13 protein-coding genes and 1 pseudogene are annotated in these 16516 nt (G+C 60.7%); 8 read left to right on the forward strand and 6 right to left on the reverse strand.

Annotated elements, in window-relative coordinates; translation table 11 throughout:
* Positions 1-293: 293 nt before the first annotated feature.
* The 5 genes from sbnA (at position 294) to V7082_RS18245 (ending at position 8733) form a co-directional block, all read left to right on the forward strand.
* Positions 294-1265: a 2,3-diaminopropionate biosynthesis protein SbnA gene (gene sbnA, locus V7082_RS18225; RefSeq protein WP_334150822.1), complete on the forward strand. Its 972-nt coding sequence runs from the start codon at positions 294-296 to the stop codon at positions 1263-1265.
* Between the two features lie 3 nt (positions 1266-1268).
* Positions 1269-2282, forward strand: coding sequence for a 2,3-diaminopropionate biosynthesis protein SbnB (sbnB, locus tag V7082_RS18230; RefSeq protein ID WP_334150824.1), 1014 nt, complete (start codon positions 1269-1271; stop codon positions 2280-2282).
* 141 nt (positions 2283-2423) lie between these two features.
* Entirely contained in the window at positions 2424-3476 is a 1053-nt protein-coding gene (locus V7082_RS18235) for an amidinotransferase (RefSeq protein ID WP_334150825.1), read from the forward strand.
* Between the two features lie 85 nt (positions 3477-3561).
* Complete coding sequence (locus V7082_RS18240; protein ID WP_334150826.1) at positions 3562-7881, forward strand: non-ribosomal peptide synthetase; 4320 nt, start codon at positions 3562-3564, stop codon at positions 7879-7881.
* A gap of 123 nt (positions 7882-8004) precedes the next feature.
* Positions 8005-8733 carry a 4'-phosphopantetheinyl transferase family protein gene (locus V7082_RS18245; RefSeq protein WP_334150827.1) on the forward strand — a complete coding sequence of 243 codons (729 nt, stop codon included), beginning with the start codon at positions 8005-8007 and terminating at the stop codon, positions 8731-8733.
* A gap of 77 nt (positions 8734-8810) precedes the next feature.
* Here V7082_RS18245 and V7082_RS18250 read toward each other — a convergent pair whose 3' ends face one another.
* The 4 genes from V7082_RS18250 to V7082_RS18265 all read right to left on the reverse strand — a co-directional run bounded on the left by V7082_RS18250 (position 8811) and on the right by V7082_RS18265 (position 11447).
* On the reverse strand, positions 8811-9818 hold the full coding sequence (locus V7082_RS18250; protein ID WP_334150829.1) for a S41 family peptidase: 1008 nt from the start codon (positions 9816-9818) through the stop codon (positions 8811-8813).
* A gap of 205 nt (positions 9819-10023) precedes the next feature.
* On the reverse strand, positions 10024-10419 hold the full coding sequence (locus tag V7082_RS18255) for a hypothetical protein (RefSeq protein ID WP_334150840.1): 396 nt from the start codon (positions 10417-10419) through the stop codon (positions 10024-10026).
* A 78-nt stretch (positions 10420-10497) separates the two neighbouring features.
* Positions 10498-10743, reverse strand: coding sequence for a thioredoxin (locus V7082_RS18260; protein ID WP_334150830.1), 246 nt, complete (start codon positions 10741-10743; stop codon positions 10498-10500).
* A 77-nt stretch (positions 10744-10820) separates the two neighbouring features.
* A complete protein-coding gene (locus V7082_RS18265) occupies positions 10821-11447 on the reverse strand; it encodes a MarR family winged helix-turn-helix transcriptional regulator (RefSeq protein WP_334150832.1) in 627 nt (208 codons plus the stop codon).
* A gap of 73 nt (positions 11448-11520) precedes the next feature.
* Between V7082_RS18265 and V7082_RS18270 the strand changes: the two are divergent.
* The 3 genes and pseudogenes from V7082_RS18270 to V7082_RS18280 form a co-directional block, all read left to right on the forward strand.
* Positions 11521-12027 (forward strand): annotated as a pseudogene (locus tag V7082_RS18270) (integrase core domain-containing protein); the annotation flags it as partial.
* Positions 12028-12535: 508 nt separating this feature from the next.
* The gene (locus tag V7082_RS18275; RefSeq protein WP_334150834.1) at positions 12536-12910 is read left to right on the forward strand and encodes a bactofilin family protein; all 375 of its coding nucleotides are present in this window, start codon (positions 12536-12538) and stop codon (positions 12908-12910) included.
* Between the two features lie 235 nt (positions 12911-13145).
* Positions 13146-14024, forward strand: coding sequence for a ParA family protein (locus tag V7082_RS18280; protein WP_334150836.1), 879 nt, complete (start codon positions 13146-13148; stop codon positions 14022-14024).
* Between the two features lie 153 nt (positions 14025-14177).
* On the opposite strand, the gene V7082_RS18285 is transcribed toward V7082_RS18280, so the two are convergent.
* Complete coding sequence (locus V7082_RS18285; RefSeq protein WP_334150838.1) at positions 14178-14843, reverse strand: response regulator transcription factor; 666 nt, start codon at positions 14841-14843, stop codon at positions 14178-14180.
* Between the two features lie 5 nt (positions 14844-14848).
* The gene (locus V7082_RS18290; protein ID WP_334150839.1) at positions 14849-16219 is read right to left on the reverse strand and encodes a sensor histidine kinase; all 1371 of its coding nucleotides are present in this window, start codon (positions 16217-16219) and stop codon (positions 14849-14851) included.
* Positions 16220-16516: the final 297 nt, after the last annotated feature.

Consider the following 16516-nt stretch of genomic DNA (forward strand, 5'->3'; position numbering starts at 1 on the left):
ACGATCAAACGAGAAAACAGTCTACCCGCAGCCGAACTTCAACAGCCTGCTAGAGTACTCCAATGAAGGCTATCCATGCTGGACACAACGCACCCCGCGGTACGTATCCCTAATGACGTCCCGAAAAGACGAGATGGCCGACACGACGGAGACGGATTCCGGCAGACTGTGCCGTTGAGATGTAGGCCGTCTTCGCGTCACAGCCTGCTGTACCGCTGCTCATCCGTGATCATCGGAAAGCGTGACAAGGGCGGACCACCTAAACCGACGGTGGTTGGGGAGGATGCTGCGCAATGATTATCGGCTCGCCGTTAGAAATAATTTTTCGTGATTTGTTCTATCGACTCCCTGCCTTTGCTGGTGGACACGACGCATTCCTAAAGTTGGAAGGGTTCAACATATCCGGCTCGATCAAGATCAAGACGGCGATAGGACTCATCGAGGATTTGGAGAAGCGCGGGATCGCCACGCCACGCAAAACCGTCATTGTTGAATCGTCGTCAGGAAATCTTGGAATCGCCCTCAGCCTGGTGTGCGCCATCAAAGGCTACAAGTTCATTTGCGTGACCGACGTGAACGCGACCCGCGCCAACATCAGGGGCATGGAGCTTTACGGCGCAAAGGTTCTGGTGGTCGACGAACGCGATCCCGACGGGGGGTTCCTGGCCAACAGGTTCAGGAAGATCGAGAACATCCTGAAATCGGAGCCGAACGCCATCTGGCTCAATCAATACAACAACATCGCCAACAAGGACATCCATGCCGAGCAGACCGCGAACGAGATCGCGCGCGAGTTCGAGAACGTGGACTGGATGTTCGTCGGCGCCGGAACCACCGGTACGCTCGCCGGAATCTCGGAGCGGCTTCGTCAAGTGTGGCCGAAAATCAAGATTGTGGCTGTCGAGCCCGTAGGCTCGGTCACATTCGGAGGGCCTCCCGGAAAACGGAGCATTCCTGGCATTGGAACAAGCTTGAGACCGAAACTTGCGGATCTCGCCAACCCCGACAGAGTCGTGGTCATAGACGAGGAAAGGACGGTAGAAACCTGTCTGTCCTTCGTTCGCGACTATCATCTGCTGATCGGCGGAAGCACGGGAACGGTGCTCGCCGCCGTGCAACAGTTGGCTCCGGAGTTTGCGCCCGGAGACACGATCGTCGCCATATCCGCGGACCTGGGGGATAAATATCTGGACACGGTTTACAACCCGGCCTGGGTCAAGAATGTCCTGATGGCCAAAGATGAAGCGCTTGCGCTAGGGGAATAATTCGTGGCCGCTCCGACCTTCTACGTTGTTCCGGGCTCGACAGTTAAGGACGTCATCGAAGGCAATAGAAAGCAGATTTTCGATGCTGTGGAGGCGGCCTACCGTCTCCACGCCTCGGGAGACTCCGTGAATCCGGATAGCTATTTTCTCCGCTTTCCGAAGAATCCCGGTGCCCGGATCATCGCCCTGCCGGCCCATCTTGGCGGCGCCGTGCAAAAAAGCGGGATCAAATGGATATCGAGCTTTCCGGAAAATAGGACCGATAATCTGGCGCGCGCGTCCGCCGTCCAGATCCTCAACGACGCAACAACAGGCTATCCCATCGCCTGCATCGAGGCATCGCTGATCAGCGCCACGCGCACCGCCGCGTCCGCCGCATTGGCGGCCGAGCATATGTCGCCCGATCCTTTTGGAGGCACCCTCGGCATCATCGGAACTGGAATCATTGCCCGCACCACCACGCAGTGGCTCCTGTTTCGCGGTTGGAAGTTTCGCAAAATCATCTTGTATGATTTGAACCGCAAGGAAGCCGAGCAGTTTCGAGCATGGCTGCTTGGTGAGCTGGATATAGAGGTCGAGATTCACGATCGGTTGGAGAGCGCGCTACGCGGGGCGTCTCTGATCCTGTTCACCACGACGGCGCCTGAGCCCTATGTCGCCGATGAGAAGTGGGTCGCGCACGCCCCCACCGTCCTGCATCTCTCGCTACGCGACATTGCAGAAAATATCATCCTCGCGTCACAAAACGTCGTTGACGACGTCGATCACTCCCTGAAGGCCCGCACATCACTCCATCTGGCGGAGATCGCAACCGGCAACAGGGATTTTGTCGACGGCATCCTGGTGGACGTTCTGGACAAGAAGCTCGCGCCAAATCCCGACAAGCCGCGCATCTTCTCGCCCTTTGGGCTGGGCGTTCTCGATCTTGCGGTCAGCGAGCTCGTCCTTCGCGCAGCCATATCGTCCAACGCCGCGCTGGCGATCCCGGACTTCTTCGCCAACTCCACCCGATGGTGAGAACGAGAGCGACAAGCCGGCGGTCGAGCCTTCTCGCGCCACCCACGAGGTATGACCGAGGACAGCGCAACACGCTAACAGAGTGACCCGAACGAGGGGGCCGGGCCGGCTCCCATCAGCGCAAAAAAAGGCAACTTACCGATGTCACGTGTCTGGAGCTGCAATGAATGGGACCCCCTGGAAGAGGTCATCGTCGGCAATCCGCTGAAGGCGCGATATCCGACACCGGACCTGAGCACACAGGTGGCGGAGTTCCCCGATCGCTCATTGGCCGAGATTCCGCGCGGTCCGTTCCCTCAGCGGATCATTGAAGAGACGGAAGAGGATTTGAACGAGTTCGCTCAGATCCTGGAAAGGCAGGGCGTCACCGTCAAACGCCCGGACACATGGCCCCATGACGCCACATTCTCGACCATCAACTGGAAATCCCAAGGGTACTATAACTATTGCCCGCGCGACATCATGCTGGTGATCGGCGACCAGATCATCGAGACGCCTAATGTCATACGCAGCCGCGCCCAGGAGACATTCAGCTACCGCACGTTGCTGCTCGACTACATGAAGTCGGGTGCCAAATGGTACAGTGCCCCCAAGCCGATGCTGTTGGACTCGCTCTTCGAAGGGATCGATCTGGACAAGCCCACCCCCCGCAACGACGAGCCGGCCTTCGATGCGGCCAACATCCTGCGCTTCGGCCAGGACCTGATTTATCTGGTCAGCGCCACGGGCAACGAAATGGGCGGCCGTTGGCTGCAGGGCATTCTGGGCGACAAGTATCGGATCCACTTCCTCGGGGACGTGTACTTCGGCAGCCATATCGACTCGACGATCGTGGCGTTGCGCCCCGGCCTGGTGCTTTGCAATCCCGGACGTTTGAACGACGATACGCTCCCCCCCATCCTGAAACAGTGGGAGGTGATCTACAGCCCGCCGATGGAAAACACCGACAGACACGACGCCGATTACGTCTCCAAGAGCATCGGTAGCGACTGGATCGACATGAACGCATTTAGCATCAATCCGAATCTCGTCGTGGTCGATCGCAACCAGCCGTCGCTCATCAAGCTTCTTGAGAAGCATGGTCTGGATGTCATTCCATTGAAGCTGCGGCACTCGAAGCTGCTGGGTGGCGGGCCCCATTGCGTGACCCTGGACATCCGCCGGAGAGGAACGCTGGAGCGGTACTTCGATTGAGCGCGCCCCGCCTCTAGGCTCGGCCCATGGCGCGGCGCGACATGAAGACGTCTCAGAGTTCCCGGACATGTGAGGACACGTCTTGGTGTGGGCGGCGACAATCCTGGCTGGCTTCCTCCTCCTGACATTTGTCGCGTGGAGGCGCTATCTTTGGGCGGCCAGCGCGCCATCCGAGCCAGAGGACACCTGCCCGTACAGCTTGACGGACACCGCGGGCGACCGCCGCCTCCTGAACATACCGCACCAGAAGGGAATCCGGTGGCTCACGGAGGTCTTCAGCCGCTCGGCCGAGGCCTACCCGAATCTCACGGCCCTGCAGATTCCCCAAAGCGGCTGCTCGCTCACCTTCGCTGAGCTCGACGCGCGCGCGGAAACCATCGCCGCTGCCGTCGCCCCGCACCTGACGGGCCCCGACCAAGTGGTCGCCGTGGCCATGTCTCAGGACGATTGGCACATCGTGGCCGCCCACCTCGGCGTCCTGAAGGCCGGCGGCACCCTGGTCGTGCTCGATACCACCCTGCCCGACGCGCTGCTGGCCCACATGCTCGACGACGCCCGGCCGGTGCTCGTTCTCACACGCGGACAGGACACCTTCCGCGACCTGCCGACGCTCGACGTGCTGGCGTTGCCCGAAGAGCTTCCGAGACGGGCGCCGCCGCCCTGGCTGGACGATCCAACGCAGCGGCTCGCGACCATCTTCTATACGAGCGGAACCACGGGCAAGCCCAAGGGCGTGGAGTGCGCGCACGCCGGCTATGTGAACCTCGCGCTCAGCTATGCCGATTACTTCGATCTCATTCCCGGCATGGATGCGACCTCGCTCACCTCGTCGCTCGGCTACGACGGTGCCATCTCCGAGATGTACAGCGCCTGGGTGTCGGGCTGTGCCGTGGTGCTGCTGACCAAGGAGCAGGTACGCTCCGGCCCGGACCTGCTCCCGGTCCTCCGCGACGCCGAGGTCACGGTGCTGTTCTGCCCGCCGGTGTTGCTGACCACGCTCACGTCCGCTCCCGAGGTGGATCTCCCCTATCCGCTATGCCGCTACATCGTGCCCGCGGGCGAAGCCTTTCCGAGTGCGTTGGTCGAGCCATGGACGCGCGCCAGGCGCCAGATCATCAACACTTACGGACCAACGGAAGCAAGCACCGACACCAGCCGCCAGAGCCTGCGCCCCGGCGAGCCCATTACCATTGGCTCGCCGTTCGCCAACGTCACCTACGTCATTCTCGAGATTGACGCGCTCCGCCCCCTCCCGCACGGAGAGGTGGGCGAGCTCTGCATCGGCGGCGTCCACCTCGCGCGCGGCTACCGCAACATGCCGGAGCAGACCGCGCAGAAGTTCATCACGCATCCAAAGTTCGGTCGTCTCTACCGCACCGGCGACAAATGCCGGATCGACATCCGCACCCAGCGCGTGCACTTCCTCGGCAGGATCGACGCGCAGCTCAAGGTGCGCGGACACCGCGTCGAGGCCCAGGCCGTCGAGGATATCCTGCAGACGCAGTTCCCCGAGATCGAGGCCGCAGTTCTGGATTACCAGAACGAAGCTCTCGTCGCCTTTGTCGCCGCCCCATCAGTTTTCGAGGAGAAGATTTCGGTGGTTGCGCCCGCGCCGGCCGCGTGGGCGGCCCGTGTGACGGCGACGCTGGCCAGACAACTGCCGGCACCGTCCGTGCCGACGCGCATCTTCGGCGTCGAAAAGTTCGTCATGAAGCCCGTGTCGGGAAAGATCGACCGGGCCTTCCTGCCGAGGCTGTCTCATCCGCTGAGAAACGCCGCACCGAACGCGAACAACGCCTCGAACGACACAGGAGCCCCGGCGCCCGACGCAGAGAGCCGGGACGCCGCGCTGCATGACGCCGCCGTCGATAACGGCATGGAGCCGGGCTCCGAGGACGTGCTGGCGATCTGCAGGGCCGTGTTCGAGATCCCGTTGGGATGGGACGATGGATTTACCGAGGCCGGTGCGCACTCGATCGTCATCGCACGCCTCGCACGCAACCTGCAGGCGGCGGGATGGGCCGTGTCGGTGCGCGATCTGCTCAGCGACTGCAATACCGCGCGAAAGGTGGCCCAACGGGCGCGGCAGGCTCGCCCGCCCACGGCCAGACGGGCGGAGGCCGCGAGATCCTGGCAGACTACCGCCGGGCGTGACGAGCAGGCGGCAAGGATCCTCTCCGTCGGATCCTTCACCACGCTCCAGGTTCTGTTCGCGCTTCTATTCTATGCGCCGGGGCTGATCGGCTTCTTCATCGCCCTGGGCATGCTCGAAGTCGGAACGTTCTTCACCACCGCCAGCCTCTGGGCATTCGCCGCCATCTCGATCGCGCTCTACGTGCTGGCGTTTCTCCTGCCGTTCGTCACTCTGCTTTGGGTGATGGCGATCAAGAAGGTCCTAGGCGGCCACATCTACAAGAACAACATCAAGCCGGGCGTGTACCCGAAGTGGAGCCGGATGCATCTCCGGATCTGGTGCATAACCCGCATGGAGAACTCGGTGCTCGTCCCCCTGGGCGCGATGTACCGCAGCGCGCCGCTGATGGCCTTTGTCTTGCGGCAGCTCGGCGCCACCGTGGGCAGAAACCTTCAATGTGCCCATGACGCCTACCTGGTCGGCCCCCTGGATCTGATGTCCATCGGCGACGATGTCACGATCCAGACCGGTGCCTACATCCAAACGTCGCGGCTATCGGAACCGCATGTGCATGTCGGCCCCATTCGCTTTGAGAGCGGCTGCAAGATCGGCATGCGGGCCGCCATCGCCAACAACGTCACGGTGGGGCGCGGCACGTGGATCACGCCGTTCACGCCGATCCTCGGCGACGTCGGCGCGCAGGAAATGTGGGAAGGCGCCCCCGCACGCCTGGTCGGCCGCTGCACCGAGCTCAAGCGCACGGCACGCGTCTGCCAGTATGTGCATCCGATTTGGGTGCTGGAGACGCTCAACATCCTCATGCAGGCCGTCATCTTCTTCTGCCTCAGCCTGCTTCCCGTCTCCGTGATCCTCTGGTTTGCCCGCGGCATCATACCCACCGGAGAAGCCGAGCTGTCCGACGCCCATTTCACGACGGCCCCACTGCTCGAGATCGTTTTCCATCTCTCCCTTTACGCTTTTGTCGTCGCATGGCTCAGCGCTGTCGTGTTGTCCGTGCTGGGTTGCCTTTTCATCCGATGGACGTCCGCTGCGCCGGGGCTCTACCCCTCGCACGGGCTCCGGGCCGCACTGCTTATGTACAGGGTGAAAAGGATGAACGGAATCCAGGGGCAATGGACCTGGACCATTACCGGCCAGTACCTGCGGGCGCTCGCAGGCCTGCGCTTTCCGCGCGTGGGCGCTTCGGAATGCGACGTGATGTTCAACCTCGTCCCGGAGGTTGCCAGCGCCGATTCTCAGGTGTTCTGGTCCAATGGATGCTTCACGAACACGCTCGACTGCGGCGCCGAGCACTTCAAGCTGCGCCAGATCGACATGCCGCGAAATTTTTTCAGCGGCAATAACTGCGTGGCGGAATACGGGCAGTTCCCGGCCAACTTTCTTCTGGGCGTCTCCACGGCCGCCAACGATATCCAGTTCCGTCGCCAGATGCGATCGCGGCCGGGCGATCCGATAACGGTGGCCGGAAACCCGCCCGTGAAATTCGCGAGCGCCTCGTTCGAGGCGGAGAACAAAGCCCACAAGCCGCCGAGCTTTCCGCTGTTCCTCACTCGGGTCTTCCTGAACGACGTCTTTGCCATCGGCCTGCTGGGCATCGCCGAAGGACTGGTCTTCACGATCGTCTACGTCGCTATGTTGCGAGGAGGGGGCAACCCGATCTTCGGCGCGATCCTTGCCTTGATGCTCACCGAAGCTTTGTTGATCTCGCTCTGCGTCGTTCTCAAGAGGTTTCTCGTTGGCGGATGGGGAGCCGACGACGCGACGCCGTTCTGGTCTTGGCGGCACTTCGCCTATTTTTTCGCGCAGGATTGCTTTTTTGCCTGGTGCCGGGGTCCGCTTGGTTTCAGCGCCGGCACGATCCTCTCCAATCCTCTCCTGCGGTGGATGGGATGCCGGATCGGCGAGCGCACGATCGTAACCCAGCCGATGCAGTGCTCCGACTGGAACGCCGTGGACTTCGGCAACGATTGCACGATCGACGGCTTCCTGCAGTTTCACACCTTCGAGAACATGATGCTGAAGGTGAAGCGAACCCGCATTGAGGATGGCTCTGCTGTCTGCTTCGGTACCTCGGTGATGGGCGGTGCGCTCATCGAGCGGGACACGACGCTGTTGCCGCTGTCGTTGGTGCTGAAGGAGATGACTCTGCTCACGGCCACCTACGAAGGTAGCCCCGTAGAGCCCCTGTACGGCGCGACGCTCGCAGAGCCTCACACGACGGCAGCGGTGTGCGAGACCCTGCCCCGCTGATGCTTATTGGAGATCTCTTCCTGCTCCTGCAACTGATCAGCAGGGATCGGTTTTAGCCTGACGTAACCGACGTGCACTCTGAGCGGAGCCGATCGATACCGGGCAATGAAGGAGGAGGTGAAGGTGACGCGAGATGCGAGCCAATGGGTCTACGATCTCTTCGCCGCCCGAACGCGCGATTGCACGCCGGCTCCTGCGCGCCATGCGGCTCGCGTCCTGTTTGCACCGATCTCGGCCGATCCTGAGGCATCGCGCCTTTGCGCATCTGTCCTCTCGGACGCCGAGTTGCGGACGGCGGACAGCTTTATGACGCAACGTCACAAAGCGCACTTCACGCAGCGGCGTGCATTTCGGCGCTACTGTGGTGCCCTCGCGCTCGCATCTCAGCGACCCCTATCGCAGGTTGTCTTTGCGGCGACGGGCAAAGGACGCCCCTACCTTCCCGAGTGGCCGGAGTGCTGGTTCAGCTTCTCGTGGTGCCGGCTCGGATACCTCGGGGCATGGTCTCCGACGCACGGCATCGGCGTCGACATTGAAGATGAAACGAGAGATCTCGAGGCGCGCGAGCTTGCGCAAAGGTATTTTTCGGAAGCTGAGTCCATGGCGGTCGAAAGCACGGTGGACCCTGCCAGCCGACACACATTCTTCCAGCTCTGGACGCTCAAGGAGGCTGCGCTGAAATCCATCGGAGAGGGATTGCCGTTCGGCCTCGACGCATTCCAGTTCGCGCTGACCCCAAAGCTGCGCGTCGTTCACGCCCCCCGAGACTACGGCGGTCCGGAACGGTTCCGTGTCTATGCGATCGAGGAAGCTGGAAGCTGCGCCGCCCTCGCCATCCGAAGCAGCGGCTGAGATCCGGTCCGCCGATGCCGCAGAAGGTTGAGCATCCGGCGCGCTTCAGGGCTCGATCGCACATCGACCATGCGCGATCACACGCCCGCGCACCCGCCTGTCAGAACCTCGAGTGCGCGCGTGACCAACGGATCGACACCGGTCTCGATATCCGCTTTCGTATTGAGAAGCTCGATGTCGACCGGAACGCCTTTGCCCTCGTAGCACACCATGTCCGCCGAGAAATATTTCTGGTACGATAGACAATACTTCCAGCCATTCGGAAGTTTCTTATCGAGCGTATACGAGAAGATGCCGTTCGTATGATCGCCTAGGATCGCCACATAGGGCAGCTCCTTGATCGCCAGGGCGAATGCCTCGCCGCCGCTGAAAACGGAATCACAGGTCAGCAGCACAATCGGCCTGGTGAATTGAGCTTCGCCCTCCGGCTCGATATGCCAGGTTTTCAGAGGCGAGAAATCATCGTCCTCAGGGCCGATTTTCGTCCTCCGGTGGAAGGCCACGCGCTTCTGATCACAGAACCTATTGATGATCGTGAGCGCGGTACTGTCGTCGCCACCGGGACAGTCGCGGATATCGATGATGAAACCGTCCAATGTCACAAAATCGCGACCGATCCTGTCCAGGGCCTCCAGCAGCTTCCGTTTCCTGATGTCCTCCAGTTCGAGGATCCGCATGTAGCCGACAGTTTCGGATCGACAGTAGCGAAGCATCCAGGCTTCTGTCTCCGTGGGCCGATCGAACCCATTGGCGACGAGAGTTTTCTCGGTCGTCTTGAAGAGCTTCTTGATCTGCCGATCCGAGAACTCCTGATAGAATCTCGGCGGCTTCTCCGGGGTAAAAAATCGCGTCTTGCCGTCTCCGTCGAGCTTGGCCTTCAGCTCGATGTGCCCGTCATTCAACGGATCGAGCATCTGGCAGAAGATATCGAAAAGCTCATGATCGCTGGTCTCGCGCGCAACTTTTGGCCTGTAGATATCGTACTGCTTCTTCCAGTCGACGTTCCGCAATACAAAAAAAGGATACCTGTTATAAAAGGTCTCCCACAGCGCCTCGAAATTCTTTTCGGGATCCCGACTAATCATGGAAAGCCGCCTATCGCTGGATCGCTGACGCTCGCAATCTGCTCGTCACCGCGCCTGTGACGCCGGACAATCCTGGCCCCGAATACCGAGACTGAGACCCACCCGACGGCGAATCATTGCGCTCCGAGCCCAGTTGCTCGGCATCGATTGAAATGACGGCCCAGCTTGCTCCGTGACCAGAGACCCCTCTCGGCCTGGAGGGATGTCAGGCTTCCTCTGCGGCTTTGTTCTGCTCGACCACACCCGGTCCGTAGCGGAGTGTCGATCCGGACAGCACATAGAGCAAGCGCCCTCGATACTTGCGACGCTCGCTACGAGCATCACTCGCAGTATTTCTATATTCGTGCAGGAACGCTTCGAGCGAGGTGGGCGTCTGGGCGTCGTGATGCTCGAAGACGCAGTGCAGCCCCAGGACGGCGACATCGTCCCGACTGAACGTCTCGAACACGCGGCCCGCTTGAGGCAGTCTATGACTGACACAGCCCGGGCAAAGCCTCTGGAAGGCTTCGATGACGACCACGCGGCCGCGCAGAGCATCAAGCGTGAGGGGTTCATCGGTATTGAACCGTCGGCTCGCAGCGATCGGCGGGGCCGGGCTGATCTGGCTCATGGATACGTCCTCGGCGACTTGACCACGAGGCGATTTGCCCGGCGACGGCGCGCGCCGCCGGGCTGATCGTCAGGCCGCGCTCTTCACGTCGGCGAGCGAGGCGCCGAAATTGATGTGATAGGGCTGGCCCTCAATGACGAGCGCCGGGACCGACTTGACGCCGGCCGCTTCTGCTTCGGCGATCCGGTTTGGGGCTTCGCCGAGATGCACGATCTCGACATTGTAGGCGGCGGGATTGAGGGCGTGCGCCAAGCCCTGTTCGGCGCTGACGCAGACCGGGCATCCGGCGTGGTAGAAAGTTGCTTTCTGGGTCATAATTGGATGTTCGCTTTCTTTGCTGAGGGTGGACAAAAAGAGCGCCTCGCCCGTTGCCGCGGGTGGGGCGCTCGCTCTCATGCCGCCGCTTCCTTGAAACGGGCCCAGCTTTCGAGCTGGACCGAAGCGTCGGCCGCAACGTGTTCGCCGCAATCGAGCCGCAAGGCGGCATCCCCGAAAGCGGCGTCCACGAAGGCGCAGTGATGCGGCCGGGCCGCGTCCGAATGGGCGTTGGGACGAAAATGCCGGCACGAGACGCACATGCGCTGCACTGGGATAGCGCCGCGCTCCTGTAGCGTGCGGATCATCTTGACCAGGGCCTTGACGAAGGCCGCTCCCTCGGAGGGATCGAGCGCATCGACCGCGGCCAGCAGCGCATCGGGCCAGACCGCCAGCTCCTCTGCGAGGCGCCGTCCCGCCTTAGTAGGGTGCAATTGCGCGGCGCGTGCATCCTCGGGATCGGGGCGCCGCTCCACATACCCCTTGCGCACGAGCGCCGTAACCGCATCGCTCGCCGTGGGCTGCGTCACCGCGATCGCAGCGGCAACCGCGCCCACGCGGGTTGGGCCGCGCTGAACCAGATGGGCGAGAATCTGTGCTTGAGTCGGGCTCAGTCCCGTGACTTCGGTCCGCTGCCAGGCTTCCGAGCGCAAAACCATGCCGATCTTGGCCAGTCCCGTCACGATGTTGGCGTTCGCGGTCATCAGGAGCCCTAGAATTAATAGGACCCCTATGTATAATGTATTTCTGCAGGGATCAAGAGCGTGGTGGACGGATCAGACCGAGGACAAGCGGCCGTTCCGCATGCTCACCGTCATCGACGAGGTCACGCGGCGATGCCTGGCGATCGTCGTTGCTCGGAGGCTGCGTTCCGACGACGTGCTGCGTTGCCCGATCTCATGAGCCGACACGGCCCGCCGGAACATATTCGGTCAGACAATGCGCCCGAGTTCGTCGCCAGGCGGGTGCGCAGTTGGCTTGGCCGGGTCGGCGTGAAGACGCTCTACATCGAGCCGGGATCGCCGTGGGAGAACGGATACTGCGAGAGCTTCAACTCCAAGCTCCGCGACGAGTTGCTTGCCGGCGAACAGCTCTCGACACTCTGCGAAGCCCAGGTGCTCATCGAGCGCTGGCGGCGCCACTACAATGGCGTCAGGCCACATTCGTCGCTCGGCTATCGACCCACCAGCCCCCGAGGCGATCTTGCCACCAGCATCCGGCCAAGCCTACGCTCCCCTCCGGCCGGACCAGATGCTGGCCGGTAGCGGCCGGATTCTAACTTAATCCCCGATATCGCAATGAGGGGCAGGCCACATCCGCCCCTGGGGGCTACGCGTTCGAAGCCGCAAACGCATCCGTTCCAATACGGCCTTTGGCCACGAGATAGGCCAGCGGTGGCCACGCTTCCGCCAATAACCCACGGTAGACACATCACAAATATCGCGGGCATGGTTAATATGCCGACGTCTGATGCAATGGGGTTTGCTTAGTTCGTCGTGCCTTGATATAGCTTCTGAACGATGAAAACTTGCGTGTCTTTTTGGTAGTGCTGTTGCGGGGGCGTCACATGTTGAATGGTTTACGGGCAGAGGCTTCATCTAACGCGATGCGTCCAGACCCATCGGACCGATCTACCCTTCAGGGTATGCTTAATCGTCGTGTCCTGGACCCTGCTCCGGCATCTTTTTCTCCCAGTTCCGCTGAAGGTAGCGCCGCCTCGTTTCCCGCGGACAGGACGCAGGCCGATCTGCCAAAGCGCCCCGCCTCGGATGGGGATGGGGATGGCGTTATTTTGATCGGCTCCGGCGCACGGATCGTTGGTAATATCGAACATTGTAAAGTGGTCGAGATCAGAGGAACCTTATTGGGTGATGTCTCTGCCGACACATTTGTTGTGCAAGAAAGCGGTGTCTTTCAAGGCTCCGTTGAGGCGTCTAATGCTCAAGTGCTTGGCTCCGTCGAGGGTAAATTACGGGTAGCCGATCTGTTGGATATTCGCGCGACGGGTATCGTGAGCGCAGACGCCACGTACGGCAGGTTGGCCGTTACAGCTGGCGGATTGCTCACGGGCAATGTCCAGAAAGAAAACCAAAACAATTTGTCGGAAGCGAAAAACGCTTTCGCAAATGGAGCGCTCGGGTTGAGTCCGGGTGCGTCTAATCAGTAGCACAGAGGCCAACCTATTACGTTGGCATTAGTAAGCGCTGAAACGATGAGATCAAACTCTGCCGCTTGGTAGTTTGAATGCTTGCCGCGTTCGAACAAGCATACGTGCGCCACTCAAGGTGCGCCCTACGCTGGCCTTAGCTCAAGAGCTATGAGATTAGGCTCCCGCGAAGCCATGTGCGATCGGTTTTTCAGACTTGGGAGCGCTTAACAAGAAAGCTGACATGTAATCAAATATGAAAAGGAGCAATTCGAAATGCAACGTCATCGCCGTCATGAATACCAAGGGCGGCGTTGGAAAATCTACAGTTGCGCTTGCGCTTGCGGAAACCCTGGCGTTCGCGGGCCGGCTGCATGTCCTGGTTGTTGACGGAGACTCTCAGGCTAGCATCAGTTATTTGCTCGCCGGACCTGAAAAGCTGACCGAACTGCAAGCGACCGGCTGCACTCTCGTAGACTTCCTCAATACCGTTGTGATCCAGGGAACGCCTGCGAGCTGGCACCAATACGTCGTCGATCGGGTGTCCGACGTAGACGGGATAAATAGCATATCGCTTCTGCCGAGCGATTCGACGCTAACGCTGTTGGAGCGTGAAGTATCCAAAGAACAACAGGAAACCTTCCTGGTCGATACCATAAGAATGTTTCTTGGCGAGGTCTCGCTTCAGTATGATTTCGTTATAATCGACTGCGCCCCCGGCTTGTCTGTCGTTACCGAGGCATGGCTCAGATGTGCTGATCTCCATGTCTGTCCCACTAAGCCGGATTATATTTCAGCGTGCGGGTTGGCTTTCTTTCAACGTTTCAAAGAATTTCAAGGCGTGGATTGGTTCGCCCGGAATATTGGTGTCATTATTACCATGTACGATCGGAACTCCTTGGTTGATCGGGAGTACGCTGACTGGCTGAAAGCTAACGCGGAGAATGTCTGCTTCAGTACAATCATCCCAAGACTCCACACGATTCAACACTCGTCCTCGTTCGTTGCTGCCCGGAGATCCTATGCTGCGAAATATCCAGGCTCAGCAGGTCGATGCTTTAACGAGTTGACGGGCGAATTTCTTACCCGCCACGGCACCATCTCACGCAATCTGCAGAACCTTGTAAGAAACTAGGTGTTTAGTCCCGGAATGCGGGATCAGAATGACTGATTCCATGACACTCCGGGACTAGAGTGCTTCCGGAAAAGTGGGAACCGGTTTTCCGACAAGAAGCACGACCAATCAAGCTTAGAGCCGTTCCGCGATTCCACTGAAATCGGAACGACTCTAAAACTCTTCTTTCACACCAGGCTCGGCAAGGGGCTCTACGAGACCCTGCCGCGTGCACAGGTAGACCAGCTCGATATCGGAGCGGACGCCAAGCTTGGATTTGATCTCGCTATGGTAGTTTGCCACGGTCCTGGGGCTGAGGTTAAAGGCCGACGCGATTTCGTCCGTCGATTTCGCGTCCAGGATCATGCGAAGGATTTCGAACTCCCGGGGCGAAAGCTGGTCGGTTGCAGGGTCATCCTCACAGAGCTTACTCGTGGCGATCGCTCGGTTGATCTCGGCACAGAGCGCGGGTCGTCCCACGAACACATCGCGGATGGCGCTCACGAGAACCTCTGGCGGGCTGCTCTTCGTAACGTAGCCGCGCGCACCGGCACGAAATGCCTGATGGGCATAGGCTGCGCTCGCGTGCATCGTAAAGATGAGAAGGCGAGCCCCGGGATCCAGTTGACGGATCTGCCGCACGAGGTCGATGCCACCACGGCCCGGCATCGAGATGTCGACAACCACGACATCGGGTTTTGAATTCTTGAACGCCTCGTAACCCGACGCCGCGCCGTCCGCCTCGCCGACGACATCGAGGCCTGCATGCCTCTCGATCAGCCTGCGGTAGCCCTCGCGGACAACAGCGTGATCGTCGACCAGCAGCACGCGGATCCCCATTGCGCCTACGCCTCCTGCTGCGAGGTCGGGAACTCCACCTGAAGCTCGAATCCGCCGCTTGGCAGCGGTCCGGCGGAGAACTTTCCGCTCAAGGCGGCGACACGCTCCCGCATTCCGATCAATCCCGATCCGGTGCGGGTCGGCAGCTTGTCGCGAGACGATCGCCCGGTGCCGTCATCGACCACCGAAAGGCTGATCCGGGCCCGCTCTGCATCTGCATGTTGGGCCAGCGATACCTTCACCTTGCGGGCATTGGCGTGCTTCGACGCGTTGGTCAACGCCTCCTGCACGATCCTGTAGACGTGCGCACGTGTCTCGGCGCGGAGCTGCTCCACGTCTCCCGTGGTTTCGATCGCGTACGACGTTCGCCCCCGTGCGCTTTCGTTGTGTTGCTCGACAAGCGCCTTCAGGCTCTGAAGCAAGCCGAGGTCATCAATTTCCTGCGGGCGCAGATAGGTGAGCGTTCGCCGCACGGAGACCATCAAGCCGGATGCCATGGTTTCAAGCGCCCTGGCGTCGTCGACGAGGGCGGGTGCATCCACCGGAACGCTCCCCCGGATGCACGCCGCGAGCGCGTTCATGGCCGCGAGCTTCTGGGCAATCTCATCATGCAATTCGCGCGCGATGTGCCGGCGCTCCTGCTCCTGCAGGTCGACAAGGCGGCGCGCAAGCTCGGTACGCTCGGACGTGGCTTTTTCGAGCTCTACGATCACTGTGTTGAAAACCTCGCTGATGCGATTGAGCTCGCTCAGGCGGAAGGCCGGAAGGCGGCACGTGAGGTCGCCACGTGCCAGACGATTGAGGCCGGCAAGGATCTCATTTGCAGGACGGAGCGCGCGATCCACGACAAGGTAGGTCACGAAACAAAGAGCCGCGACCAGGAGGGCCGACAGACCGAGCAGCGGCGCAACAGTCTTCCACGCCTGTCCGGCCGTCGCTACGGGATCGAATGCGGCCACGACGGTCCCCCGATCGAGGCCGCGATAGGAGAGAGATTGGGTTGCGGTCAGCTTACCGTTGATCACCAGACGATATGCGTCGATGAACCATTGCGGCGTCTCGGTCGATCCGCCGTCGTGTCCGGCACAGCTCGAGCGATTGCGCGACGCATCGGTCCCGTGAAATTCGATGCATTGGCCGGGCTGCAAGGCATAGCCGGAAACGAGATCCCAATCCGGAAAGCGCGCAGAGACGTCCGTTGACCTGTCGATGCGGGAGAGCTGCAGCTCGAGCTGGCGGCTGGCAAGCTCGGCGAGTGTCACGTTTCGGCGCTTGGCTTCGCGTGCGGCCTCGAAGAGCAGAAGCCCGGATCCCACGAGAAAGCAGGCGAGCGCCACGAGCGTTATTTGCCTCACCAGAAGCCATTTCAGGTTCATCGCGACGCCTTGCCGGTCACATTTCATTTTCAGGCTAGAAGCATAAATCCGGGCTGTGAAGGGCTGCGCCCTGCGCTCGTGAAATTTTCACAGGCTTCCTCGGGTGAGCCGCACTGGTTGCCAAGCCGGAGCCTTCCTAGGCTTCGCATGAGACGTTTGTGACTGGAGGCCTAGGGCATCGGCCGCTGAGGGCCGACGCCGGATACTTGACCTTATAGGACGGAGGAAACGCCAATGAGACTAGCGTTGATTGCTGCCGCGATGATCGCCTTAACGAGTGCGGTGCCCGCACACGAT

It is taken from the genome of Hyphomicrobium sp. (genome assembly GCF_036833075.1).
In the GTDB taxonomy this organism is placed as follows: domain Bacteria; phylum Pseudomonadota; class Alphaproteobacteria; order Rhizobiales; family Hyphomicrobiaceae; genus Hyphomicrobium_C.

Coding starts and splice junctions, on each gene's coding strand:
- sbnA (WP_334150822.1), top strand. CDS start 294: ATGATTATCGGCTCGCCGTTAGAAATAATTTTTCGTGATTTGTTCTAT.
- V7082_RS18235 (WP_334150825.1), top strand. CDS start 2,424: ATGTCACGTGTCTGGAGCTGCAATGAATGGGACCCCCTGGAAGAGGTC.
- V7082_RS18250 (WP_334150829.1), bottom strand. CDS start 9,818: ATGATTAGTCGGGATCCCGAAAAGAATTTCGAGGCGCTGTGGGAGACC.
- V7082_RS18260 (WP_334150830.1), bottom strand. CDS start 10,743: ATGACCCAGAAAGCAACTTTCTACCACGCCGGATGCCCGGTCTGCGTC.
- V7082_RS18265 (WP_334150832.1), bottom strand. CDS start 11,447: ATGACCGCGAACGCCAACATCGTGACGGGACTGGCCAAGATCGGCATG.
- V7082_RS18280 (WP_334150836.1), top strand. CDS start 13,146: ATGAAAAGGAGCAATTCGAAATGCAACGTCATCGCCGTCATGAATACC.
- V7082_RS18285 (WP_334150838.1), bottom strand. CDS start 14,843: ATGGGGATCCGCGTGCTGCTGGTCGACGATCACGCTGTTGTCCGCGAG.
- V7082_RS18290 (WP_334150839.1), bottom strand. CDS start 16,219: ATGAACCTGAAATGGCTTCTGGTGAGGCAAATAACGCTCGTGGCGCTC.